Here is a 23,968-nt window from a genome sequence, read left to right on the forward strand (position 1 = left end):
CTGGTAACCGCTTTTACACCTATGCATCAACTTTGTATTCAGTTTACGTAAACGTCAATTTAAAATCAGAATAGTGCCTGAAAGATTAAGTTGCAATCGAGTTCATCGAGAAAGATTTGAACTAACGCAAACTTTAAGTAAATAAATTGTTAATAAAAATTATTCTCAAACGCTTACATATTTGGATAGTTCGGACCACCACCACCTTCTGGCGGAGTCCAGGTAATATTTTGACTTGGATCTTTGATGTCGCAGGTCTTACAGTGGATACAGTTGGCCGCATTTATTTGCAGCTCTGGCTGCTGCTCCCCCTGTACGATTTCATACACGCCAGCCGGACAATAGCGCTGTGCTGGCTCTGCATATAATTCAAGGTTCTGCTCAATAGGGATCCGCTGGTTCTCCAGTCGTAAGTGGCATGGTTGATCTTCCTCATGGAAGATATTGGATAGATAAACGGAAGAGAGGCGATCGAAACTTAACACGCCATCAGGCTTCGGATAGACAATTTCATTGCTGTTTTCCGCCAATAACAGAGACTGATGATCAGGCTTATCACAGCGGATATGCCACTTAGCTTTACCTTTTAACACGTTATGTTCCAGCAGCGCTAAACCACCGCCCAGCCACGATCCAAAGCGGTGGATTCCACTTGAGAAGTTACGTGCTTGATAAAGCTCTTCATACAGCCAAGACTGTTTGAAATGCTTTTGATAATCAGCAGTAACTGACTGACTCTCAAGGGCTTCACATACTGCTTCAGCGGCAAGCATTCCAGATTTTATTGCGGTGTGTGTGCCTTTGATTTTAGCGCCGTTAAGTGTTCCTGCATCACAGCCAATTAACAAGCCACCAGCAAACTGCTGCGTGGGAAGCGAATGAAAGCCGCCCTTGGTAATCGCTCTCGCGCCATAGCTAATACGCTTCCCATTTTTGAGGTATTGCTCAATCAACGGGTGGTGTTTAAAACGTTGAAACTCATCAAATGGACTCAAGTGCGGATTCTTATAACTCAAGTCAACAATCAACCCGACGGCAACTTGGTTTCCCTCTAAATGGTAGAGATAACTGCCACCTGTAGCTTCATTTGATAACGGCCAACCTAATCCGTGCACTACTAAACCTTGCTGATGCTGCTCTGATGGGATTTCCCACAGCTCTTTAAAACCGATAGCGTAGTGTTGAGGCGTTTTCTCTTCAGCAAGATTAAATCGGTTAATCAACTGCTTACCAATATGCCCCCGTGCGCCTTCAGCAAATAAAGTAAACTTCGCTCGCAGTTCAATACCAGGTTCGAAATTTCCTTTTTGTTCACCATTTTTATCTAATCCCATATCGCCCGTGATCACGCCACAAACACGACTATCTTCATCGATGATCGCTTGACTGGCGGTAAAACCTGGGTAGACCTCCACCCCCAAGTTCTCAGCCTGCAACGCCATCCATCGGCATAGACTGCCCAAGCTTATGATGTAATTACCTTTGTTATGTAACGTATTAGGCACCGCCCAAGAAGGCAGTTCATGACCATTGATGTCATTGCCTAGATAGTAGGTTTTATCTTGGTTTACTTTGGTATTGAGCGGAGCGCCTTTCTCTTCCCAGTCGGGAAAAAGCTCATCCAAACTCCGCGTTTCAAACACCGCACCCGATAAAATATGCGCTCCAACTTCAGAACCTTTTTCTACCACGCAAACAGAGAGGTCTTGTTTTTTTTCTGCTGCTAATTGTTTGATTCGGCATGCCGCAGACAAACCTGCGGGACCAGCGCCTACAATCAGAACATCAAATTCCATGCAGTCTCTTTCCATGATTGCATTCCTTTTTCTTTGCATGTTGCCAACTTGTTAATCAACAATATATTTAAAGTTGACGCAAACGTAAAGGTAAATTAACATCATTTTAAAGACGTCATCACATCGTCTTCACTGTTAACACATAGTCTTCACTGTAAAAGGAATCTAACGTGAAAATACTAGTGCCAATCAAAAGGGTCATTGATCCCTACGTTAAAGTTCGCGTGAAAGCGGACCATAGCGATGTTGAAACCAATAACGTCAAGATGACAATTAATCCATTTTGCGAAATAGCCGTTGAAGAAGCCGTACGACTAAAGGAGCAAGGTATTGCAGATGAAGTCATCGTTGTCAGTGCCGGCGGTAGCCAGTGTCAGGAGCAACTACGTACCGCGCTTGCATTAGGCGCCGATCGCGCTATTCATGTCGATACTGAAGACAAAATAGAGCCATTAGTTGTTGCTAAGCTGCTCAAAGCTCTAGTTGAGCAAGAACAAGCACAGCTTGTGATTACGGGTAAACAATCCATTGATACGGACAACAACCAAGTGGCTCAGATGCTGGCCGCCCTACTTGACTGGCCTCAAGCAACTTTCGCTTCCGACGTGAAGATTGAAGATCAAAAAGTTCAGGTCGTGAGAGAAGTGGACGGCGGCTTGATGACGGTCACGATGAACTTACCTGCGGTGATCAGTACTGACTTACGCCTGAATGAACCGCGTTTTGCCTCTTTGCCTAATATCATGAAAGCTAAGCGCAAGCCGTTAGATACCATCACACCTGACAGTCTGGGTGTTGAAGTGGTATTTAGCCAAACCATTCAAGAAATCACACCGCCAGCGCAAAGAAAAGGTGGCATCAAGGTTGAATCTGTCTCAGAGCTTCTCGATAAGCTGCGTAACGAAGCGAAGGTGATTTCATGAAGAACTTAATCATAGCAGAGCATGACAATAACCAATTGCATGCGGACACACTCAAAGTGGTTAATGCAGCAAAACAAGTCAGCCAAGACAATGTTTTGATCGTAGTGGGCCACCAGTGTGAAGAAGTCGCTCAGCAAGCTTGTCGCGTTGATGGTATATCAAACGTAATTTGTGTCGATGATGAGCAACTTAAGCATCAATTTGCCGAGAGTATCGCACCTATTGTAGTGAGTATTGCTGAAGGTTTTGACGCAATCTGGGCTAGCTCATCATCAAAAGGGAAAGATCTTGCACCGCGAGTAGCAGCGAAGTTCGGCGTTGGGCAAATTTCCGATATTGTCCAAGTTATCGATGAAAACACTTTTATCCGCCCTATTTACGCAGGAAACGCATTTGCCAAAGTGACCACCTGCGACAAGGTTCGCGTCGTCACCGTGCGCGCGTCTGCGTTTGAGCCGGTTACTTGTCACAACCAAGCCGATATTAAGCATCAGCAGGTCACTATCTCAGCTCCAATGGTTGAATTGGTTTCTGTCGATAAAACCGTGTCAGAGCGCCCTGAATTAAGCGCGGCAGAGGTGGTTGTGTCAGGTGGACGCGGGGTCGGTAGCAAAGAGAACTTCGCGTTGATCGAACAAGTGGCCGATAAACTAGGTGCTGCCATTGGCGCTTCTCGCGCGGCGGTTGATGCCGGGTTTGTTGCCAACGACTTACAAGTGGGTCAAACCGGTAAAATCGTTGCACCTAAGCTTTATATAGCGGTTGGGATTTCCGGAGCTATCCAGCATCTTGCAGGAATGAAGGAATCCAAAGTGATTGTCGCGATCAACAAAGATCCAGAATCTCCTATCTTTGAAGTTGCCGACTATGGATTGGTTGGTGATTTATTTGAGGTACTACCTCAGCTTGCCGAACAACTTTAAACGATCAGATAAGGGGCGAACACTGCTATGTTCGCCCCTTTATTTTGTTTTTGGTCATATTCAAAAGAATTGAAATTAGAGGGACCTATGCCAAATTCTGCACCTATTTGGTCACCATCTGCTGAGCGCGTCAGCAATAGCAACTTATTACGGTTCATCGAAAAGGTTAATAAAGACAAAGCCGAAGGTACCGTAATCAACAATTACACGTCTCTACACCAGTGGTCCATTGAGCACAATGATGAATTTTGGCGACATACTTGGCAGTTTTGCAACGTAATCGGAGATATAGGTTCGCAAATCAAGAGCCTTGGCAGTCCCAAATGGACACAAACAGGTTCTAATCATCACCATGTAAATAGAGACACAGTATGGTTTGCTGACGCCACGCTGAACTACGCAGAGAACCTCCTATCTCAGGCTGAACAAGCACCAGAGCGTGAGTTTATTGTTTTTAGCAATGAAAGCGGTGAACACCGACAACTCACCGGTAAACAGTTGCTTGAACAAGTTTCCGCCATTCAACAATGGCTACTCAATTGTGGTGTCGGTAAAGGCGATGTCGTTGCGGGTTATTTGCCCTACCTTCCTGAAACCGTTATTGCCATGCTGGCCACCACCAGTCTTGGTGCCATTTGGACTTCAACCTCTCCTGATTTTGGTATCGATAGCGTCGTAGAGCGTTTTGGTCAGGTCAAACCGAAAGTTCTTTTTTGCTGTGATGGCTACCAGTTCGGAGGCAAAGCTTTCGATATGACGGACAAGAACACCACTCTTAGTAGTAAGTTAAGCAGTGCCTCCGAAGAGACTACTATTAGCGTATGCCAAATCGAATATTTACAAAACGCTGAGAGTGCTAGCACTTCTGAGTTTGTTTCTTGGTCCGATATTACTCACCACTTTTCTCCACAATCAATTCAATATCAACCAACGCTGTTTAATGACCCGTTATTCATTTTGTATTCTTCTGGTACAACAGGTCAACCTAAGTGTATTGTCCATTCCGCAGGCGGTACCTTGCTCAATCACCTCAAAGAACATCAACTGCATTGCGACATCAAATCGCAAGACAAGATTTTCTACTACACAACATGTGGTTGGATGATGTGGAACTGGCATGTTTCCGCTCTTGCGAGTGGAGCAACCTTAGTGATTTACGACGGTAGTCCGGTTTATCCTGATCACTCCGTCTTATGGCGATTAGCAGAAGAACATAACGTGTCGCTGTTTGGTACTTCAGCGAAATACTTAGAGGCACTGGAGCATGCGAACTGCTCTCCAAAACTAGAACATAACTTGAAGTCACTCAAAACTCTGTGCTCAACTGGTTCGGTGCTTTACCCAGAACAATTTAATTATGTCTATCAGCACATCAAGCAGGATTTGCATCTCGCTTCTATCGCTGGCGGCACAGATATTTGCGGATGCTTTGTACTTGGAAACCCTATTTCACCAGTTTACAAAGGTGAATGCCAAGGCGCAGGGCTGGGAATCGACGCACGTGTTCTAGAGGATGATGGACATACTATTACGCAAAAACGCGGCGAACTGACTTGTAATAACTCGCTACCTAACTTCCCTATTGGCTTCTGGCACGACAACGGCGAACGTTATCACAACGCTTATTGGAGCAAGTTTACCGATATCTGGCACCATGGCGACGATGTGATGCAAACCGAACATGGCGGCTTTATTTTTTATGGCCGTAGTGACGCAACCTTAAATCCAGGCGGCGTACGAATCGGTACCGCTGAAATCTACCAGCAAGTGAACGCGTTACCCGAGGTTGAAGACTCCATCGCTGTCGGCAAGTTAAACCAGCAGTCTGAAGAAATCTGGTTACTAGTAAAACTCGCTCACAACGTCGAGTTAACCCAACAACTCACCGATTCAATTCGCCAAACATTGAAAACAAAATGTTCACCGCGCCATGTCCCACGACAAATTTTTGCTATCAGTGATATTCCTAAAACGCGCTCAGGCAAATTGGTTGAGCTAGCAGTGAAACAATTGGTAAACGGACAAGCTGTAAAAAACATTGGTGCTATTGCTAACCCAGAAGTGCTGGAAGAAATTAAAACGCTTTTCAACATAGAAAGTGGCGCCACTGTCACTTAGAGACTCAACAAGTCTTCCAACAATACAGACGGGTATAACCTAACTGTATTTTTAGCTCGCTCGATAACTCCTCCCCACTTTCGTGGAAACTGCGCGAAATATGCTTCATGTACACAAAAAAGGTGAGATAATTCTATCTCACCTTTGAGCCATATGAGCTGGAGCATTAGTTTGGGGGTTAAGCTTTTATCAGTTGGCTCATATCTTCGCGAACTTGTGGCACCGTTAAACCAACGATGATTTGAAGGCTCTCTTGATTTCTAACAATATTCACCGCTCCGTGCTGTGTGAAAAATGCGTTCTCCTTTACAAGAGAGACATCTTTAACTTTAACACGCAGACGCGTCGCGCAATTAGTTAACAAGTCAATGTTTTCTTTTCCACCCAAACCTTCAATAAAGGCACTAGCTTGTGACGGACTTGCGCTACTGTTATGGACCGCTTTCGCTTCTTTGTAGTCAGCTTTGGAATACAACTTACTATCTGCACCTTCACGTCCCGGAGTAAGTATGTTGTATTTTAAAATAAGCGCGCGAAACGTAACAAAGTAAACACCAGTAAACATGAGACCAATAATAATCTGAATCACGTATGTTCCTGCATGGTTACCAGCCAAAGGCAACCAGTTTTGGAAAATGAAGTCTATCAAGCCAGTCTGAAAGTTACCGGAAACACCAAACATAAAGGCGATCGTTGCCATTGTCGCAGATAACAACGCATGCAAAGCAAACAGCGCAGGTGCGATAAATAAGAATGTAAACTCTATTGGTTCGGTTATCCCTGTAAGAATTGCTGTGATTGCGGCTCCGAGCACTAACCCCATCACCATCTTTTTATTTTCTTTTTTCGCAACTGAATAGAGTGCTAGTGCGATACCCGTACAACCAAACACTTTACCCATTCCCGTCAACATCAAACCACCCTGAGGAAATTGTGTCGTTAAACTTTCCGAGCTCTGGGCGAATGTCTGTATATTTTGAATCCAATAGGCAACCGTTCCGCCATCGACTGCAACTGGCCCATAAAAAACGGGACCATATACGAAATGATGCAACCCCGTTGGTATCATGATTCGCTCTAAAAACGTAAATAGCCATACCCCTAACGATCCAGCAGAAACCAAAAATGATTGCAGATTGTTAATACCATGCTGAATACTTGGCCAAGTCAAACAAGTTAGAATTGCCATCACGACCATAATGGGGAAACTAATGATCACAACCAATGGCGTTCCGCCAAATACAGCCGCCCAATCCGGTAGCTTTTTATCAAAGAATCGGTTGTGAACCCAAACAGAGAGACTTGCAATTAAAATGGCACCTAGTAAGTTGGTATCAAGCGTTAGAATGCCACCAACTTCAGTCAAACCTCGCTCACCTTCCGTATAGTTCACGCCCAGTTCTGGTCCCCAAAATTGAAGGATTCCACCAATAACGTAGTTAAACGTAATGTAGGAAACGAGTGTTGCAAGTACAGCGCGACCAGATGCTTTTTTAGCTAAAGCGATAGGTAACCCAACGGCAAAAATAAGTGCCATATTTTTAAATACAGCGAGAGATGCCTGTAAAATGATCGTCGAGACTTTAAACCAAGCACTCCCCTCTAGTGCCCAAGGAAACACTTCTTGATTTAACAGCACAACAGAGAAACCCAATAACATGCCCGCTGCTGGAAATAATAGAACGGGAACAAACATCGCGGCTCCGAACCTTTGAATAATGTCTTTCATATAAACCTCTTGTTTCATTCACGGAGCCTACAAGTAGGCCCCGAACGTCCAGTTGTTATTGAAAAAATTGAGGAAGGTAGGCTTTATTTTCTTCTAGTAATTGTTTTGTTATTTCTTTAGCTTTTGGCACATTAACCACGGTACGGTTAAGTGTGAGTGCATTAATCAGCTTTTGCTGACTTCCTTCGTACCAAGCATCCACAACTAATTTCTCGTAACCAAGTTGGCTCTCAATCATGGCTTTTTGGAAGGTTGGGATTTTTCCTACAGTAAAAGCTTTCGGTCCATCACTAGTTAGCGCAGCTGGAACTTCTACCATGGCGTCATTTTGTAAATTTGTAATAGCACCATTATTCGGTACGATGACGAGATACACATCGCTCAAGTTGTAGGCTAGCGAAGCCGCGACTCTCACCATGTATCGACCATGGATATCGGCATGCAGTGTTTCGTGCTTCGTGGTGCCCGCTTCAATTATTCTTGCGTTCAATTCAAACACTCGTTTCTCACGGCCGTTAATTACCTGCCTTGCGCGAGTATTATTGATATCCTCTTTCGCTACCATTTTTTCAGGGTACAAATAGTATTGAAGATACGTATTCGGCAAAAACTCTGGATTATCAGCAAGCATTGTTCTCATGTTTTTGAATGTGGCTTGCCACGATGGGTCATCCGCTATTTCCGCATCAACCGCACTGATCCCTTCTTTTAGGATGATATTTTTAATTTTATCCGTTAAGTCTTCACCCTGTTTATTACGAATTTTGGTAAACCAGCCATAGTGATTAAGCCCAAAATATTCAGGAACAAAGTCCCAAATTTCACACCCTAACAATTGCGCATAGCTGACCATAATCGCTGCTGGCATATCACAAATATTTAGAATTCGCTTATCATGCGGAAATTCACGATTTAAAGCTTCAGCGACAATTGCCGCCGGGTTGGTGTAATTAAGAATCCACGCATCTGGACACGTTTGTCGGATCTCGTTCACTAGCTGGATCATATCGCCGATAGAGCGAAGTCCATATGCCATTCCTCCCGCGCCACATGTCTCTTGCCCAACACAAGAGTTGGATAGCGGGATTTGTTCATCGCGCTCGCGCATGGCCAACCCACCAGTGCGGATCTGAATAAAGAAAAAGTCCGAATCTGCGAATGCGACAGATTTATCCGTTGTATAAACAAACTCTTCAACTTCTGGATAGTGTTCTCGCAATAGAATTTCAGTAGCTAATGCATTCGATTCTTGGCGTTTCTCATCTATGTCGTAAAACACGACTTTTGCGAGTGGAAAGTTATCTTTTTCGGCAATAAGGCTGTTCATCATACCAAGTGTGTATGTACTGCCAGCACCAACAATCGTTAATTTTTGACGTTTCATTTCGCTACCTCAAATGTTTATCCTGAAAATGTATAAAATAAGTATTAATACTTTTATGATACATTTAAAGTGTAAGCACAAAGATACGAGATAAAAATCACACAAAGATCCTAAGGAAAAGTATTAACTACATCTCAGATCACATTCTTGCTATCATGATCCAAGACTTAGCGAGGTATTATGAAACCCAAATACATAGACATTGCGGAACGATTAGAAAAAAAGATCAAAGATGGGGAACTACAACCTAAATCGATGCTTCCAAAAGAGAGTGATTTGCAAGAAGAGTTTTCCGTAAGCCGCGTAACCATCAGAAAAAGCTTACAAATTCTGGTCGACAATAATTTAATTAGTCGGACAAGAGGTAGTGGAACTTATGTAAACGATCTAAAAGCCCAACATGATGCCTTACATTTGCTGGGTTTTATCGAGGAAGTCAGTAAACAGGGGAAAACGCCTAGCTCTCAAGTCATAAAGTTCGAACTTAAAAAACCGAATGAACAGGTTGCTAAGCAGTTAAATCTCTCGCCCAATGATGATACATATGAAATACATAGACTCAGATGTATTAATGATGAGCCTGAAATTTACGAAGTCACTCATATGCCAGCAGTGTTATTTCCAGACTTGAGCATAGCCATAATGAATGGTTCTAAATATGAGTACATTGAAAATAGCAAAGGATTGAAAATTGCGAAAAGCAGTCAGTCTGTCAAACCGTATTTGTTAGATGCAGAGACGGCCTCATACCTGAATGAATCAGAAGCTTCCCCTATTCTAAAAGTTGAGTCCACTGGTTACCTAGAAGATGGTCGTGCATTTGAATATACCGTCAATTACTTCCGACTTCATCAATACAGCTTCGAGTTTATTTCAACTAGGACGTAGTACTATTCGACGCTAATGGTTAATCATTGCGCCAAATCTTATATCCGACCTCTCGCATTGCTCTGCCGAGCAGGTGGGAGGCGACTGGCGCAGTGAGAACGATAAACAACATCGTACCGATAACCCGAGAGATCACGGTAACTTCAGGGAGTGAGAAAGCGACCGCTAATAACAAGCAGCTCACTCCGACAGTTCCAGCTTTGGTCGCTGCATGCATTCGGGTATACAAATCAGGAAGCCTCAGGACACCTAGACTTGCAACCAAGGTCAACAATGTTCCTAAGCATAAAAATAGTCCAATCAACACGTCCATTATTCTTTCTCCTTTCTTTTAACGATCAAACGTGCAAATGCGATCGTGCCGAGAAATGCGACCAAACCTAATGTAATGGCGATGTCTAACAGAGCGTCCTCACCGCTGTCTAAGGTGTAAACCGTAATAAATCCGATAGTGATAAATGAAATCAGATCTAACGCCACAACTCGATCAGCTAGCGTTGGTCCTAGAATTAAACGAGCAAAAGCCATAACAAAGCTGAGTAGTAGCCCAGAATAGGCAAAAGTGACCGTTATTTGCAGCCAACTATCCACGCGTCACCTCCAAAATTCGATGCTCTAACCCATCTTTAATTCCGCGAATAACCTCTTCATGTTCAGGTGCAAACATGGCATGAACGATAAGATACTTTTTATCAGCCGTAACATCCAAACTAAGCGTACCCGGTGTTAAAGAAACCATGTTCGCCAGTAATGTGATTTCTAGGTCAGAATCGACCTCCAGAGGGACATAAACGATATCAGGCTGACTCAAATGAGTAGGTGTCACGACGTCCCACACCACTTTCGCAACCGATATAACCATTTCATAAGCGAAGTACACCAATAACTTCAATGCAGATGCAAAACGTTGAAAATAGCTCGTTTTCAATCCAAATGGTTGACTCAACCTTAAAGCAAAAAAGCCGACCGTAAATCCGACAACAAAATTCAGACTCGAATAGCTGCCATTAAGCATCATCCACGCTAACGCTAAGAAAAAATTGAGGAATAGATAGATCATGCATTTCCTCCTAACACCACTCTGATGTATTCAGTCGGATTTAACAGTTGTTCTGCAGCTTGAACGGAAAATTGATAAAAAGGCTCCGCCACTAAGCCAATGATTAGCGTCAACGTTGTCAATACAATAATTGGAACGCAGTACAACCAATGTACTTTGGCCTGCAGAGTCTGTTCTGGCTTCTCTCTAAATGGCTTTTTCCAAAATGCCTCACTCCAAATTTTCGTCATCGAGTAGACAGTAAGCAACCCCACCAATAACGCGGTACCTGCTAACCAGTAATACTCAGCCTGTATGCTCGACTTGATGACCAATAGCTTTCCCCAGAAACCCGATAGCGGTGGGAAACCGGCCAGAGAAAACGCAGGGACAAGAAACAAGAACGCTAACCAAGGCATAGCTTTGTATACCCCACCCAAATGTTCAAGTTGACTAGAGCCATATTTGCGCTCGATGAATCCACCTATTAAGAACAAATTCGCTTTTACAATGATGTGATGAACAATGTAGAAAATGGCACCGGCTAAAGCTAAGGGAGTGTAAATAGCCAACCCCATGAACATATAGCCTATTTGGCTAATAATATGAAAAGAAAGAATTTTCTTAATGTCGAATTGGCTAGCCGCTCCTAAAACGCCCGTTAACATGGTTAGCCCTGCGACCCAAATTAACGTCGGTTGCCAACCACTCTCGGCGAGCGGAAATACCAAGGTAAAGACTCTTATCAACGCGTATACACCGACTTTAGTAAGCAACGCGGCAAACAGTGCCACCACACCGCTTGGTAACGTGTGATAAGAAGCTGGCAACCAAGCAAATAAAGGAAAGAGTGCCGCTTTAATAGAAAAGGCAAACAAAAATAGCGCGGACAGCATCATGTTGATGCTCAATTCATTTTCCCCTACTTTGGTGTAGAGATCGGCCAAGTTCAAGGTGCCCGTTGCTCCATACAATAAACCGATAGCAAGCAAAAATACCAGCGTCGAAATCAGGTTCAACATCACGTACTTTACTGCACCATCAACTTGAGTTTTCGTTGCATCTAACACCATTAAACCAAATGATGAAATGAGCATGACCTCAAACCAAACATACAGATTAAAAATATCTCCAGTCAGGAAAGCACCATAAACGCCAGCAAGCAACACGTGCATTAACGCATGGTAATTGCTATAGGAGGGCTTTCGGTGAAGGTCCGCCATCGCGTAGAAAACACATATCGCACCAATCACCGCCGTTATCATCACCATAGCAACGCTGAGGTAATCTGCGACAAACACGATACCAAATGGCGCACTCCACTGACCAAAAGCAACGGCTTGAATACCATTACTTATGATGTTTTCTGTGAGAAAGCCCGCAACGAAAAGGTTCGAAATCGCACTTACACCGCTCAACCACTCAACACTTTTTGTTGAGCGACGGACGAAGAAGATAGTCAACGCCGTACTCAGCGAGAGAACAACCGGTAACGTAAGCAAAATCGAACTCATTGACCCTCCTCAGAACGTTGCATTTCATCGACGTTTGCAGTTCCAGTGTCTTTATAAGCTCGATAGAACAGCATTAAAGCAAAAATAAGTAGTCCAAAACCGATGACTATCGCAGTTAAGATAAGCGCTTGAGGTAAAGGATTTGCCGCGCTATCTGGTGGTAAAAGAGCATTATCGCCAATCAATGGCGGCTCTCCGGGCGTCAGCCTTCCAGCGGTAAAAATAGCAAGGTTAACCGCACTACTGAGTAACATGATGCCGAACAAAAGGCGCAAGATATGCTTTTCAAGCATTAAATAAACACCTGCTGCGACAAATACTCCAACGACAACACTCCAGACTATTTCCATCACTCTAGCTCCTCATTAATACGAAGCAGCATACCCATCACGCCACCTATAACGGCAAGGTAAACACCAACATCAAAAACCAATGGCGTCCCTAGTGGTATCACGTCTTTCCACCACAGTCCGGTCAAAAACGGTTTATCAAACGCAAAGCTCAAAGCACCAGAAACTAAGCTCAATGCGATGCCAGATAACGCAATGAGAAACGGTTTGAAATACAACCTAGAACGAACGTATTTCGGTGATTCCGCGAACATGAGAAGTGATAAACCAATAACGGCAATCAACGCACCAATAAAGCCACCACCCGGTTCGTTATGACCACGTAACAACAGATACACTGAAAATACGAGCATGAGTGCCGAAACAATGTGTGCCGTGGTTGCAAAAATTAATGATTGGATACGATTTTGCTTTTTCGCTCTTGTCTTAAGCAAACTCACTGCAGCAATCCCTGCAATAACAACGACAACAACTTCTCCCAATGTATCAAATGCGCGAAAGTCGACCAGAATAACGTTAACAATGTTTCGCCCATGTCCACCCGGGACACTGTTTTCTGCAAAGAAATCTGACACCGAAGAGTCCATCGGCTGAGACGTGATTCCTAACAAAAGTAAAGTAACCGAAACACCTATCACACCTGCTATGCAAATATTCGCTACTTTACGTTTTATTGAATGCTTGGGCACGGTGGTTAGACGTGGCATATGACGCATTAACAATGCAAGAAAGACCACCATTAATGTTTCCACTAACAGTAAAGTCTTCGCAACGTCCGGGGCGCTATAAATCATAAAAACAAGCGTGGTCATGAAGCCAATCATACCAAGCGCAGAAATCGCAAGAAGTCTTGCGTGGGACAACGTACATACGAGCGCAGCACCAATCAACAATAAGGCAATACCAATCTCATAGAAAGTGACACTTGAAAGTTCGCCAACCAAAGGCAGAGGAATAAGCGCTACCTGACTCAGTAACGCAACGGCAAGTACCGTGAAAAATAATAGGACATAGCGACTCAATTTCTTTTGCTGTAACCGCGCCGTTTGCCACTTCGCCACTGTCATCATGCCATCTAATAGTCGTTCAAAAATATTCTCCGCTTTGGGGACGAATAGATGTAGCCGCTGAAAAAATGCAGACACAGTAGGATAAACACGGTACACCACATACCCCAACGCTAGCGTAATAACGCTTAACACTAACGGTACATTCACGCCATGCCATAGTGATGTCTCTTTAAGAGTTGCTGTGGGCAGAATGTCAGCAGAGCCCGGAAAAATAATATTGCGATCTAACCAATTCAAACCGAATAACGGAACTAGGAGGCTGCCAACTGCCAAGAGCAAAGGCGAGATCCACATGGCTTTTTTTGTCTCAACTGGCTTAGTTTCAATCGGCACGAGATCACGGCGAGCAAAGAATGGTCTCGCAATAAGCATAATGGTTAGCGCGACCATCAGTATATTCACGATTAAAAGTACAAAGGCGATCCAGTTATTGAGCTCTACTGCGGACTTGTACATGTATTCTTTGCTCAAAAAGCCTAACAACGGCGGGAACCCCGCTTTAGACAATGCAGCCAAACTCCCCGCAACCATGCTGATGACGAGAACTGACTTCAGGCCGTACAATTGATCAATATCTCGTGTTCCTGTCGCTTTGTCGATATTACCCACCACCATAAACAGCGCAGCTTTATAGAAAGAGTGAGCGAGAATAAACATCAATACTGCACTAACGGCCAAATCTGTGCCCATACCTAGTAATAATGTTAATTTACCCAAAGCAACATTCGTGCTGTAGGCTAGCATCAGCTTCAAGTCAGTTTGTTTTAATGCGACAAATGTGCACCAAATGGCCGTGATACTCCCAGTGATGACTAAAGCATAAAACCAGATCTCGCTGTGGGCATAAACTGGCGATAAACGTGCTAATAGGTAAATGCCTGCCTTTACCATTGTTGCCGAGTGTAAATACGCACTGACCGGAGTGGGAGCTGCCATCGCGTTAGGTAGCCAAAAATGAAACGGGAATTGCGCAGATTTAGTAAATGCACCGAGTAGTATGAGCACTAGAGATGGGATAAACCATTCATGCTGCGCAATAGTGTCTGCCTGCTCGATAATGGTATTTAGCTCATAACTCCCTGCCATTGCTCCCAGCAAGATAAGACCAGCTAGCAACGCTAGTCCACCAGCACCAGTAACAATCAGCGACTGCAAGGCGTTTTTCCGAGACGTTTTATTTTCGTGATTAAACCCGATCAGTAAATAAGAAGTGATGGTGGTGAGTTCCCAGAAAACAAATAACAACAGAATGTTATCGCTCATCACAATCCCTAGCATGGCAAGCATGAATAGGGTTAGATACAAATGAAAGGAAAACCGGCTATCACTTTCTCGTAAATAAGCCAAAGCGTAGATTTGAATCAGTGCGCCAATCCCACTGATCAGTCCCGCAAAAAGAAATGAAAGACCATCTAATCTAAAGCTAAGGTTGATATCGAGGCTTGGTATCCATTCCGCATTCCAGCTCACGCCTGCAGGAGTATAGATATAGAAGAGAAAAGAGAAGATTAAAACTGGCAGCGCAGGGAAAATCAGTAAGACCAACTGATTATCTAGGTTTTTCGGCAGGTTTTCTTTACCCGTTATGTTATTCAACATCGCAGCCCATTCGTTATTATAAGAAGGTACGCCCTATTCGGCGCAAATGACAAACTCCACTGTATTGTTTTAACCCAAGCGCTTCAAAAACGATCATGAAACCAAGGGAAAAGTAGCAAACAGTAATCACTGAGTGCTACTTAGAGGAACGCCGATACAAACCGCTATTTGCTGTCTGCTACGGCATAAGAACGTAGGTCACTACTTACGTGTTCTTGGCTGAATGTATATGGATTATCGTCATCAGCTAACTCGAATGCATCGTAGGTGCAGTCACCGATATCATTTCTCGGACAAACATAAACATTCGAACGTTCTATCATTTCTGTGTGGCATTTCGGGCATAGGTTTTTCATGTCACTCTCCTCTGATAACTTATTGATACATTGATAATTCCATGTTCTAGAGATCCATCTCCCTCCTTTACCTAAAACATCACTTAAACCCAACTTTGTTACACCCCAATTACTGAATCGGTGAGACAAAGCCATCGGGCTTAAGAGCGACCAAACTACAGTTAATCGATTGCAAAATATTTTCAGCCGTATTACCAATGACATAGCCAGATATACCAGTTCTCGCTAAGGTTCCCATTACCAGCACGTCTACCTCAATACTCTCTACGTAATCTGGAATCTTTTCGTCGGGTTTTCCATGCAGGTGGTGAATCACAATTTCACCTGTAATCCCAGACTCCTCCAACAGCTGTTGCAGAGCTTGTTTATGATCGGCTTTTGCTTTGTCGAGTTCATGTTTCAACTCAGCATCATCGACTTGAATCCAAGCGTTACCATTAAGGTAGTTTTCTAAGTAATACTCCCAGCAAGAAATCACGTGTAAACGACTATCGCAGGTGTCGGCTATCGAACGCGATAATTCGAGTAAACGCACGGCTAATGAGTGCTGTTCATCGCTTGCCGTTAATGGGTCGATAGCCACAGCAACACGGCGCTTATCTCTTGGCTTATCAATTGGTCGGTGCAACCAAAGCGGACAAGGGCATTTTCGTAACAGAGTCATATCAATAGCTTTGAAACCCTCAGCACCTTCACCGAGCGGTTCAGCTTCTTTGATGATGAGATCTTTGTTATCAGCTAATGCTTCTTGAATAATACAGACAGCGGGCTTTTCACTGCTTTTCACAGTAAGAGGAAATGCGAGATCCTCTTCAGAGAGTCCCAGCTTCTGTCTGTATTCGTGAATACTTTGTTTGAGGGAGTCTTGCAGCGATTGCTCATAACTTTGCTGATACTGGATCATGTCTGTTGGGAAATCAGGACACGCTATTAGCCCTGAGACAGGCACTTTGTTGCTAGATGCAATCCTCATCGCTTGTTCGAGGGCGTCACTATGGCCTGGCAATCCTTGTGTTGCAAAAAGTATGTTTGCGAATCGTTTCATACACACCTCCTTGTTTGGTTAAATATTAACCATCCACAAAGTATAATACCTAACGGATAATTGTAACGGCTTGTGACGTTGATGAAATCAATTCTCATTAAGAGACGGATATTGCTTCATTTTGTTTTACGTCACACTCTCCTTTCTTCACAACTATCGCCTTCGACCTAAATAAATTCCGCTACCTAAAATTGAGACCAAATAAAAACCCAAATTACTCAAAGTTTTTTCTCACCTTGAGTAACTTGGGTATAAGCAATAACACACTTAGTGTCCGGATTTAAATGGATGACCTAAATTTTCACGCAACTTAGTTTAAAGATGCCATCTCAATCACGAATCGATATGCAAAGTTTTACGGCTTTAGTGACCTAAAATCGCCGTAACTCAATGTTAAGGTTGTTGTTTTGTCGGTGCCAAAGCAATTTCACGAACACATACACCTTGCGGTTGCTGATAAGCAAACAGCACTGCTCGTGCAATGTCGTCTGCGGCCAACACACCGCCCATATCCACCTTCCAGGCGTCATAACCATCTTTAATATCTTGAGACGTTGTATGTGAAAGTAATTCCGTTTCCACTGCACCAGGTGCAATCGTGGTAGCGCGAACATTTGATGACGCAACTTCTTCACGTACGTTTTCAGAAATAGCATGAACCGCAAATTTGGTACCGCAATAAGCAGCATGATCAGGGAATGTTTTCTTGCCCGCAATAGAGCTGATGTTAATGATCGTACCACTGTTACGTGCTTTCATCGGTGCTAGGACGGACTGCATGCCATTGAGCAAACCAATTACGTTCACATCAAACATGCGCTTCCACTCCGATGCTTCCTGAGTATCTATCTGACCTAGAAGCATAACGCCTGCGTTATTTACAAGTGCATCTACCGGACCATACAACGCTTCAGCTTTCTCAATTGCAGCCTCAAAAGAAGCTTTGTCGGTCACATCTACCTTTTCACAAAGCGTATTTGGTAAGTTTAATGCTTCCAAACGTTCTACACGTCTTGCTAACAAAAGAAGAGCATGGCCCTGTTCACTGAAGTGACGTGCAATCGCTTCACCAATGCCTGAACTAGCGCCTGTAATAACAATTAACTTTTTCATTTTGAATCCTTAATCGAACGGTTTACATCAGTGGCGGTAAGTTTAAGAAAACTTTGTTTGTTGATATATACCGACCTAGTTGAAACACTGTTGTTATACTGCAACAATACTTTTTTGAATTATGAAGAAATCATCATGCAAACACACATCAACCTTGCGGATATTCGCTCTTTCGTCCTAATCGCTCAACTAGGAAACTTCACGAAAGCAGCAGAGCAACTTGGCGTTTCTCGCTCACACGTTTCACGTCAAATAACAAATCTGGAGCAACAGATTGGTGTCACTTTGCTACAAAGGACCACTCGAACACTGAACCTCACCGAAGCAGGCAAGGTTCTGTATAAACAGTGTGAAACTGCCCTTCACAATATTGATCAAGCTGTTATGGCAGTGGTTGATGATGTAGAAGACTTAAGAGGTGACATTCGTATCAACTGTGTGGGGGGCTATTTAGGAGAAGACGTTGTCGCAGATATCGTTGCTCAGTTTCTAATCCAACACCCACAAGTGAGCATTAACTTAGATTTTAGTAGCCATCGTGTCGATTTAATCGCGGATGAATTCGATATCGCTTTTCGAATGGGAAAGTTAGACGACTCCAACTTTATCGCTCGCAAACTGATCGATGTGGAAATGGGGACATACGCAAGCCCAAACTATTTAGAAACATATGGCTATCCTTCGCATCCAAAGGACTTAGAAAAACACGTTTGTTTGACAGGTAGTGTGACACGGTGGGCATTTGAGAACACGAATACAAAGCAGTCAACGGAACACCAGATACGTGGACAGTTACGATGTAAGAGTGGCAGAGTAATGATAAAAGCAGCCTTGGCGGGAAATGGCATCATCCGTGTGCCAGCACTTTATTGTCAACAAGAACTCCAGACAGGCAAGCTAAAAGAAGTGTTTACCAATTGGAGCATTCCGAGTGTGGAATTTTCACTCCTTTATCATCACGACCGACATCAACCAAAACGCATCCGAGCCTTTGTTGATTTTACCACGCAATACTTTCGCAAACAGCAGAGTAAAGACAAGTAACCTGCACGTTGGTACCTGTCTATGTATGCTTTATAGGCTGAGCCTGTGAACCTGGGGGTTGTTCTAGAAAGAGTGTGAGCATTTTGACTCTTAAGGCTTGGTTTTCATAAACGTCAGAGGTGTTTGTCCAGTTTGCTTTTTGAAAAATGCAATAAATGCACTGTCTGACGAAAACTCCAGCCAATCGGCAACTGCGCTGACTGGCATGCCCGTTGATAACAATTCAACTGCTTTTAAAAGCCTCCACTGTTGCCGCCAATCTTGATAATTCATACCCGTTTCCGACTTAAATAATCGTGTTACAGTCTTGGTGCTTGCCCCAACTTTGCTTGCAAGAGTAGTAAGCGAAGGAGCTAGAAATGAAGGTTCAACCAACTCTCGACGAAACGTTGTTAAGCGCCGATGCGATGGCAAAGGCAACTGAAACGAATAACGTTTCGCAGCATAAAACTCCTCCCAAAAAAGCGCCGTCGTATTTACCATCTCGCTGCTAGGCTTATCCCACTCCCAAAATGACATTTTATCAATAAGAGCTTGGAGTAAATTATTCACTTCTATCATCGCGATCTTACTCGGACAGGCAAACTCCTCACAATCAAAATACAAAGATCGATACGCCACCACATTCGTCATTAGTGCACGATGCGGCGTATTAGGTGGGATCCAAACCGCCTTTGTCGGTGGCAAAATACAAATCGAGTCTTCCAGAGCAAAACTCATACAACCTTGAGGTGCGTACAATAACTGCCCTTTCTTGTGCATATGCATACCTGAGTCGTGCTTGCCAATATCCGCAGCAATTCCCACTACATAATTAGTAATCTTGTCTGCATCAAATTGTGTTTTTTCGTTAATAAGCGCCATTTTGTCCGAATATTGATGTATTTGGTTTTTATGTTGTTATTAGATCAATCATAGCCTCATTTATACTGCCCGCCAACTTCATTAACGATGGGTAACAATATGAATACTAAGCCCTCTTTATGGCTCATGCTGGTTATGTTGATGTTTCCGCAAATTGTAGAAACCATCTATAGCCCAGCGTTGAGCTCAATCGCTCTATCATTTGATGTAAACCACGCACAAGCAGCCCAAACATTGTCGATTTACTTCCTAGCTTTTGCCATTGGCGTTGTAGTTTGGGGAGTTCTCGCAGATAAACTGGGAAGAAGGCCCACCATGCTTATTGGGCTCTTTATCTATGGTTGCGCATCTTTACTCGCAACTCAAACCGAAAGCTTTGCTGTTGTCATGGCCGCGCGAGCCCTAAGCGCATTTGGTATCGCGGTAGGATCCGTTGTCACACAGACCATGCTTCGTGACGCGTTTGACGGTCAAGAACTGAGTAAAGTCTTCAGCTTAATGGGGATGGGTATATCAATCAGCCCGGTAGTTGGCATGCTATTAGGCGGGCAGCTTACAGCGCTTGGTGGATACCGTTATGTATTTTTTGCCTTGTTTTTAATCGCGTTAGTATTGTTCGCTTATAACGTTATTAAGCTTCCTGAAACACAGAAGGAACAGACACCAGTACGGTTGCATCAACTTAGCTGGAAAATGGTAAGAGACGCGCGAATTTGGCGCTCAGGATTACTGGTTGCTTTGTATAACATTGCTCTATTTTCTTATTACCAGCTTGGCGCATTTACTTTCTCAGCACTTGGGTATAACTCCGAACAATTTGGATACAGTGGCATGGTACTGGGGTTAGGCACTCTGCTTGGGAGTTATTTAAACAAATCCCTAGTGTCCAAAAATGTTCAAAAAAGCCAGCTACTTTGGTTCTCAGCAATATTGATTAGCGTTGGATCAGTCGGTGTGTTGATTCTGAACCAATCAATCTGGTTTGTTGCTCCAATGGTGTTAGTCGTCATGTCTTACGGGATTGCGATACCCAACATACTCAGTGATGCACTCGTTAATTATAAACAACAGGTTGGCAGCGCTGGCGCTTTATTTGGGCTCATGTACTACATCATGATCGGGACGGGATTAGCGATGGCTGGAACAGTACAAAACTTAGGTGTCGTTCTATTATCATGTAGCTGTTTAGCGATTTTATTAGCGTTTTCTAAAAGGCAAGTTCATACCAACTTGTGACCAGATACTACGCATTGCTTGCCTAATCTTCCGAAGATTGGTCTACATCTTTTCTAACGGTTAACTAAAACGTAAATAAAAAGCGCCTGTCGGCGCTTTTTTATAAATGTGTCATAAGGGCTAGGCGATTGTAAAGTAAAAAAATTTGACTATTTTTCAATGAAAGTACTAGGCTTATCTTTAAAAAAAAAACTATGTACCTCCCTCTATCTCGAGTGATATTGTCAATTAATACTAATTTTATTCCATGAATTTTCAAGATAAAGAATGTGATTCAACTTGTAATTAACATCATAAACAAAATAATAATATTTATATTTACCACGATGCCCTTTTATATCAAATTTAACAACAGGGCTAGAGTTTATAAAATCATCCAAGGAATAATAAATGATATTTGCATAATAATCATTTAATTTATACTTTTCTATTTCCAACCCACTACCATTATCAAAGACAGACAGCTTATCTTCAGAGAATATAAAATTATTTTCTTTATCACTTACTTTATCAATAATATTAGAGTAGTTATCCAATGCATCAACTATGTCAATGAAAAGACCACAAACTGCATTTCTATTTAGTATGCCATTCATTGGGTTTCGGCTATTATTATAAATGCAGTTTATTTTATCAACTTGACGCTCACTAAAAGTAAATATAGCATTGACACCATTTACATTGGTTAGTTCTAATGCAGGTTGACCGTTAAACTTAATAAGATCAACACTCCTTGAATAGCCATTTTTCAGAATATCATTGTATGGTTTATCTAAAATCAATAGGTCACCATCGTCTTCTTTATAAACTGTGCTCGCATGAGCACAACCATAAATAGCTATGGAAAGCACAAATAGAAATAATTTTTTCATATCGAATCACCTAATATACTTTCAAATTCTTTTGCATAAGAAGCTATCAAATCTGCTTGATCTGAACCATTAATTATCTTTCTAGAATTTATGTAATCTGTATTTTTACCAATGTAGTCATCTAAGCTCTTACCAGTAAAAATACCTTCTTCCATCCCCCACAACATTATCATAAAAGAGTTGTGAAGCGTCATTGCCAAATCGGGAGAGTTAACAAAGTCAATACCAAATTTATCCTTAGCTCTTTGATAATTATTTTTCCATGTTAAATGTACATATCCTCTTCCTCGATACTTAAATCCATCACCTTCTTTTAAATTACCATTTAGTTTTGCCCTTTCTCGATACTCATCTGTATCCGCCAAAACGGGATCATATTTATTAAAGTAGTCTTTGCTTCCTATTTCGGGTTTTAAGCTAAAATATTCACCACTTAAAAAGTGGTAGGCTTCATGTTGCGCCGTAGCCAACATATACGCCACTTTTCTAACATCAAACTTGTATTCATTACTAGATTCAGAATAGTATTCGTTTATAACTTTTAACAAATTCCTCAAGTTTCCCTCTGACCGAGAGCCGAAAATAAATGGTTGACGTAGCTTAGGAAACCTAAGCTTATACTGTGTTATAAAATATTCAATATCGATACTAAAACCGTAACTATGAGGCGTAAAAGGCCAATAATGCCAAAGGCTCTTATCATCGCTTAGTTGCAAATCACCTTGTAAATCTTGCATCCATGAGAACTTATCTGCTCTTTCCAGTTCGAATTGCGAGAAAAGATCAAAGCTATCCATCACTTGATCGCGCCATGGGGAGTTACGGTAGTCCTCTATAGTCACAAAACCAGCGGAGCACTTAATATCTAGAGCTTCCTTTGCGGTCTGATGGATTGATTCATAAAGACTTTGTGACGACTCTGTATGCCAATCTGTAGGATGTTTCACAATAAATCGCTCAAAGTGTTTACGCTTACCGTCTAAGTATACTTTGGCATCGCGAGCAGTGAACGAGGAGAAGTCCGTTACTTGATCTTCTGTCACAGATTCAAGTAATTGCTGAATAAACGAATTACTCATATCAACGGCACCGCTACTATCGGCCCCATCGAGAACAACAAGTGGATTTTCTTCCGCATTTTTGGGAGAAATCTGTTTTTTGAAAAATTCGGGCGGCTCCTCAAAAGAGAACATCTCGATATGCACACGATTATCTTCTTTCTTAGTTCCAATTGCATCGTTACTGTACTCATGCAGTCCCATGTAACCGATATCTTCCCCAGCTGAAACCTTTATCCCCTCTCTAAATAGGAGTGGGAGTAAAGAAACCACACTACCGTCCCTAATCATTGCCGCCTTGTCCGACATCCATTTAGGTTCTGAAACTGGTTCTGATAGGACAGCAGAGGAATCTTCTAAAATGTCAAAGTCACTATTGAGACCCGAAGCAAACCAAACAATCTTGTTTAACAGTGCTTTTTCGCTACCACTTGCCGATTTACCATTCTCTACCACACGGCACTTTATCATTTTGTAGGTATTTTTGTCGATCTGGTATGGATGGGTCTCCTTCTCTTCTGCATACAGGTATTCAAGTAATGTTCCTTTAGACATCGACTGTTTTTTTTCACCAGAATTAGTAGGCACATCACTATGTTTGAAAGTGCGTACATTTCTCGCTTCTTGTAAACGGTAACGCGTGGTTATAGATGAATTGGCGCCAATATCTGAAGGTGGCGCAAGGTGCATATAAAGTGTATAGAACTTAAATACATCTTCATTATCTTCGGGGTTTACAGCCTCATGCTCGATAAGCACAAAGTTATTACTATACTTAAACTCTTGCTCTTGGTACGTTGATGTTAGGTAATCAGGATTTATGCGAAATGCCACTATTTTTCCATCAAGCATCGCTTGAATAGGTCTGAGCCCTTTCCCCCACGGTAACATTTTTGATGTTAAGTGAATGCCACTATGCCAACCGTACCCTTGTCCTATTAAATAACGACCGCTCTTAGCTTGATCAAACAATTTCGTAAAATCACTGAGCGTGTAGTAAGCGTCACCTTCTCGTTGCGCTATCGGAAAAACTGCATCCATGATTTA

Annotated in this window: 21 protein-coding genes; 6 read left to right on the forward strand and 15 right to left on the reverse strand. The window is 42.7% G+C overall.

Features of this window, described 5'->3' with window-relative positions; genetic code table 11:
• Nucleotides 1-173 precede the first annotated feature (173 nt).
• The gene (locus tag R7Z10_RS03955) at nucleotides 174-1,811 is read right to left on the reverse strand and encodes an electron transfer flavoprotein-ubiquinone oxidoreductase (protein WP_318104037.1); all 1,638 of its coding nucleotides are present in this window, start codon (nucleotides 1,809-1,811) and stop codon (nucleotides 174-176) included.
• Nucleotides 1,812-1,966: 155 nt separating this feature from the next.
• Here R7Z10_RS03955 and R7Z10_RS03960 point away from each other — a divergent pair, with 155 nt between their 5' ends.
• From R7Z10_RS03960 to R7Z10_RS03970, 3 genes are all read left to right on the forward strand, one after another.
• Nucleotides 1,967-2,719: an electron transfer flavoprotein subunit beta/FixA family protein gene (locus R7Z10_RS03960; protein WP_054576078.1), complete on the forward strand. Its 753-nt coding sequence runs from the start codon at nucleotides 1,967-1,969 to the stop codon at nucleotides 2,717-2,719.
• On the forward strand, nucleotides 2,716-3,642 hold the full coding sequence (locus R7Z10_RS03965) for an electron transfer flavoprotein subunit alpha/FixB family protein (protein WP_054576079.1): 927 nt from the start codon (nucleotides 2,716-2,718) through the stop codon (nucleotides 3,640-3,642). The genes R7Z10_RS03960 and R7Z10_RS03965 overlap by 4 nt, the downstream gene beginning before the upstream one ends.
• A gap of 87 nt (nucleotides 3,643-3,729) precedes the next feature.
• Nucleotides 3,730-5,760, forward strand: a complete 2,031-nt coding sequence (locus R7Z10_RS03970) for an acetoacetate--CoA ligase (RefSeq protein WP_318104039.1) — start codon at nucleotides 3,730-3,732, stop codon at nucleotides 5,758-5,760.
• A 178-nt stretch (nucleotides 5,761-5,938) separates the two neighbouring features.
• Here R7Z10_RS03970 and R7Z10_RS03975 read toward each other — a convergent pair whose 3' ends face one another.
• Together R7Z10_RS03975 and R7Z10_RS03980 are read right to left on the reverse strand one after the other, a co-directional pair.
• Entirely contained in the window at nucleotides 5,939-7,489 is a 1,551-nt protein-coding gene (locus R7Z10_RS03975) for an alpha-glucoside-specific PTS transporter subunit IIBC (RefSeq protein WP_318104041.1), read from the reverse strand.
• Between the two features lie 55 nt (nucleotides 7,490-7,544).
• On the reverse strand, nucleotides 7,545-8,873 hold the full coding sequence (locus R7Z10_RS03980) for a 6-phospho-alpha-glucosidase (protein WP_005373308.1): 1,329 nt from the start codon (nucleotides 8,871-8,873) through the stop codon (nucleotides 7,545-7,547).
• Between the two features lie 180 nt (nucleotides 8,874-9,053).
• On the opposite strand from R7Z10_RS03980, the gene R7Z10_RS03985 reads away from it, so the two are divergent.
• Nucleotides 9,054-9,761 carry a GntR family transcriptional regulator gene (locus tag R7Z10_RS03985; protein WP_005373312.1) on the forward strand — a complete coding sequence of 236 codons (708 nt, stop codon included), beginning with the start codon at nucleotides 9,054-9,056 and terminating at the stop codon, nucleotides 9,759-9,761.
• 19 nt (nucleotides 9,762-9,780) lie between these two features.
• On the opposite strand, the gene mnhG is transcribed toward R7Z10_RS03985, so the two are convergent.
• The 9 genes from mnhG to R7Z10_RS04030 form a co-directional block, all read right to left on the reverse strand.
• Complete coding sequence (gene mnhG, locus R7Z10_RS03990) at nucleotides 9,781-10,074, reverse strand: monovalent cation/H(+) antiporter subunit G (protein WP_005373314.1); 294 nt, start codon at nucleotides 10,072-10,074, stop codon at nucleotides 9,781-9,783.
• Nucleotides 10,074-10,352: a cation:proton antiporter gene (locus tag R7Z10_RS03995; protein WP_005373317.1), complete on the reverse strand. Its 279-nt coding sequence runs from the start codon at nucleotides 10,350-10,352 to the stop codon at nucleotides 10,074-10,076. The genes mnhG and R7Z10_RS03995 overlap by 1 nt, the downstream gene beginning before the upstream one ends.
• The gene (locus R7Z10_RS04000) at nucleotides 10,345-10,821 is read right to left on the reverse strand and encodes a Na+/H+ antiporter subunit E (protein ID WP_005373320.1); all 477 of its coding nucleotides are present in this window, start codon (nucleotides 10,819-10,821) and stop codon (nucleotides 10,345-10,347) included. Before R7Z10_RS04000 ends, R7Z10_RS03995 begins: the two co-directional genes overlap by 8 nt.
• Nucleotides 10,818-12,314, reverse strand: a complete 1,497-nt coding sequence (locus R7Z10_RS04005; protein ID WP_318104042.1) for a proton-conducting transporter membrane subunit — start codon at nucleotides 12,312-12,314, stop codon at nucleotides 10,818-10,820. The genes R7Z10_RS04000 and R7Z10_RS04005 overlap by 4 nt, the downstream gene beginning before the upstream one ends.
• Complete coding sequence (locus tag R7Z10_RS04010; RefSeq protein ID WP_017633704.1) at nucleotides 12,311-12,664, reverse strand: Na+/H+ antiporter subunit C; 354 nt, start codon at nucleotides 12,662-12,664, stop codon at nucleotides 12,311-12,313. The genes R7Z10_RS04005 and R7Z10_RS04010 overlap by 4 nt, the downstream gene beginning before the upstream one ends.
• On the reverse strand, nucleotides 12,664-15,333 hold the full coding sequence (gene mbhE / locus R7Z10_RS04015; RefSeq protein ID WP_017820361.1) for a hydrogen gas-evolving membrane-bound hydrogenase subunit E: 2,670 nt from the start codon (nucleotides 15,331-15,333) through the stop codon (nucleotides 12,664-12,666). Before mbhE ends, R7Z10_RS04010 begins: the two co-directional genes overlap by 1 nt.
• Nucleotides 15,334-15,497: 164 nt before the next feature.
• Nucleotides 15,498-15,689, reverse strand: a complete 192-nt coding sequence (locus tag R7Z10_RS04020) for a hypothetical protein (RefSeq protein ID WP_005373328.1) — start codon at nucleotides 15,687-15,689, stop codon at nucleotides 15,498-15,500.
• 109 nt (nucleotides 15,690-15,798) lie between these two features.
• Nucleotides 15,799-16,734: a universal stress protein gene (locus tag R7Z10_RS04025; RefSeq protein ID WP_005373330.1), complete on the reverse strand. Its 936-nt coding sequence runs from the start codon at nucleotides 16,732-16,734 to the stop codon at nucleotides 15,799-15,801.
• 393 nt (nucleotides 16,735-17,127) lie between these two features.
• The gene (locus R7Z10_RS04030) at nucleotides 17,128-17,847 is read right to left on the reverse strand and encodes an SDR family oxidoreductase (protein ID WP_318104043.1); all 720 of its coding nucleotides are present in this window, start codon (nucleotides 17,845-17,847) and stop codon (nucleotides 17,128-17,130) included.
• A gap of 135 nt (nucleotides 17,848-17,982) precedes the next feature.
• On the opposite strand from R7Z10_RS04030, the gene R7Z10_RS04035 reads away from it, so the two are divergent.
• A complete protein-coding gene (locus tag R7Z10_RS04035) occupies nucleotides 17,983-18,891 on the forward strand; it encodes a LysR family transcriptional regulator (RefSeq protein WP_262649202.1) in 909 nt (302 codons plus the stop codon).
• Nucleotides 18,892-18,981: 90 nt separating this feature from the next.
• Here the strand turns inward: R7Z10_RS04035 and R7Z10_RS04040 are convergent, their stop codons facing one another.
• The gene (locus R7Z10_RS04040; protein ID WP_017820362.1) at nucleotides 18,982-19,755 is read right to left on the reverse strand and encodes a helix-turn-helix domain-containing protein; all 774 of its coding nucleotides are present in this window, start codon (nucleotides 19,753-19,755) and stop codon (nucleotides 18,982-18,984) included.
• Between the two features lie 99 nt (nucleotides 19,756-19,854).
• Between R7Z10_RS04040 and R7Z10_RS04045 the strand changes: the two genes are divergently transcribed.
• Entirely contained in the window at nucleotides 19,855-20,991 is a 1,137-nt protein-coding gene (locus tag R7Z10_RS04045; protein WP_054577797.1) for a multidrug effflux MFS transporter, read from the forward strand.
• Nucleotides 20,992-21,215: 224 nt separating this feature from the next.
• Here the strand turns inward: R7Z10_RS04045 and R7Z10_RS04050 are convergent, their stop codons facing one another.
• Both R7Z10_RS04050 and R7Z10_RS04055 read right to left on the reverse strand, forming a co-directional pair.
• Nucleotides 21,216-21,863 carry a hypothetical protein gene (locus R7Z10_RS04050; RefSeq protein WP_115386567.1) on the reverse strand — a complete coding sequence of 216 codons (648 nt, stop codon included), beginning with the start codon at nucleotides 21,861-21,863 and terminating at the stop codon, nucleotides 21,216-21,218.
• Nucleotides 21,860-23,962 carry a hypothetical protein gene (locus R7Z10_RS04055; protein ID WP_262649199.1) on the reverse strand — a complete coding sequence of 701 codons (2,103 nt, stop codon included), beginning with the start codon at nucleotides 23,960-23,962 and terminating at the stop codon, nucleotides 21,860-21,862. Before R7Z10_RS04055 ends, R7Z10_RS04050 begins: the two co-directional genes overlap by 4 nt.
• Nucleotides 23,963-23,968: the final 6 nt, after the last annotated feature.

The organism is Vibrio sp. Vb1018 (assembly GCF_033338775.1).
In the GTDB taxonomy this organism is placed as follows: Bacteria; Pseudomonadota; Gammaproteobacteria; order Enterobacterales; family Vibrionaceae; genus Vibrio; species Vibrio alginolyticus.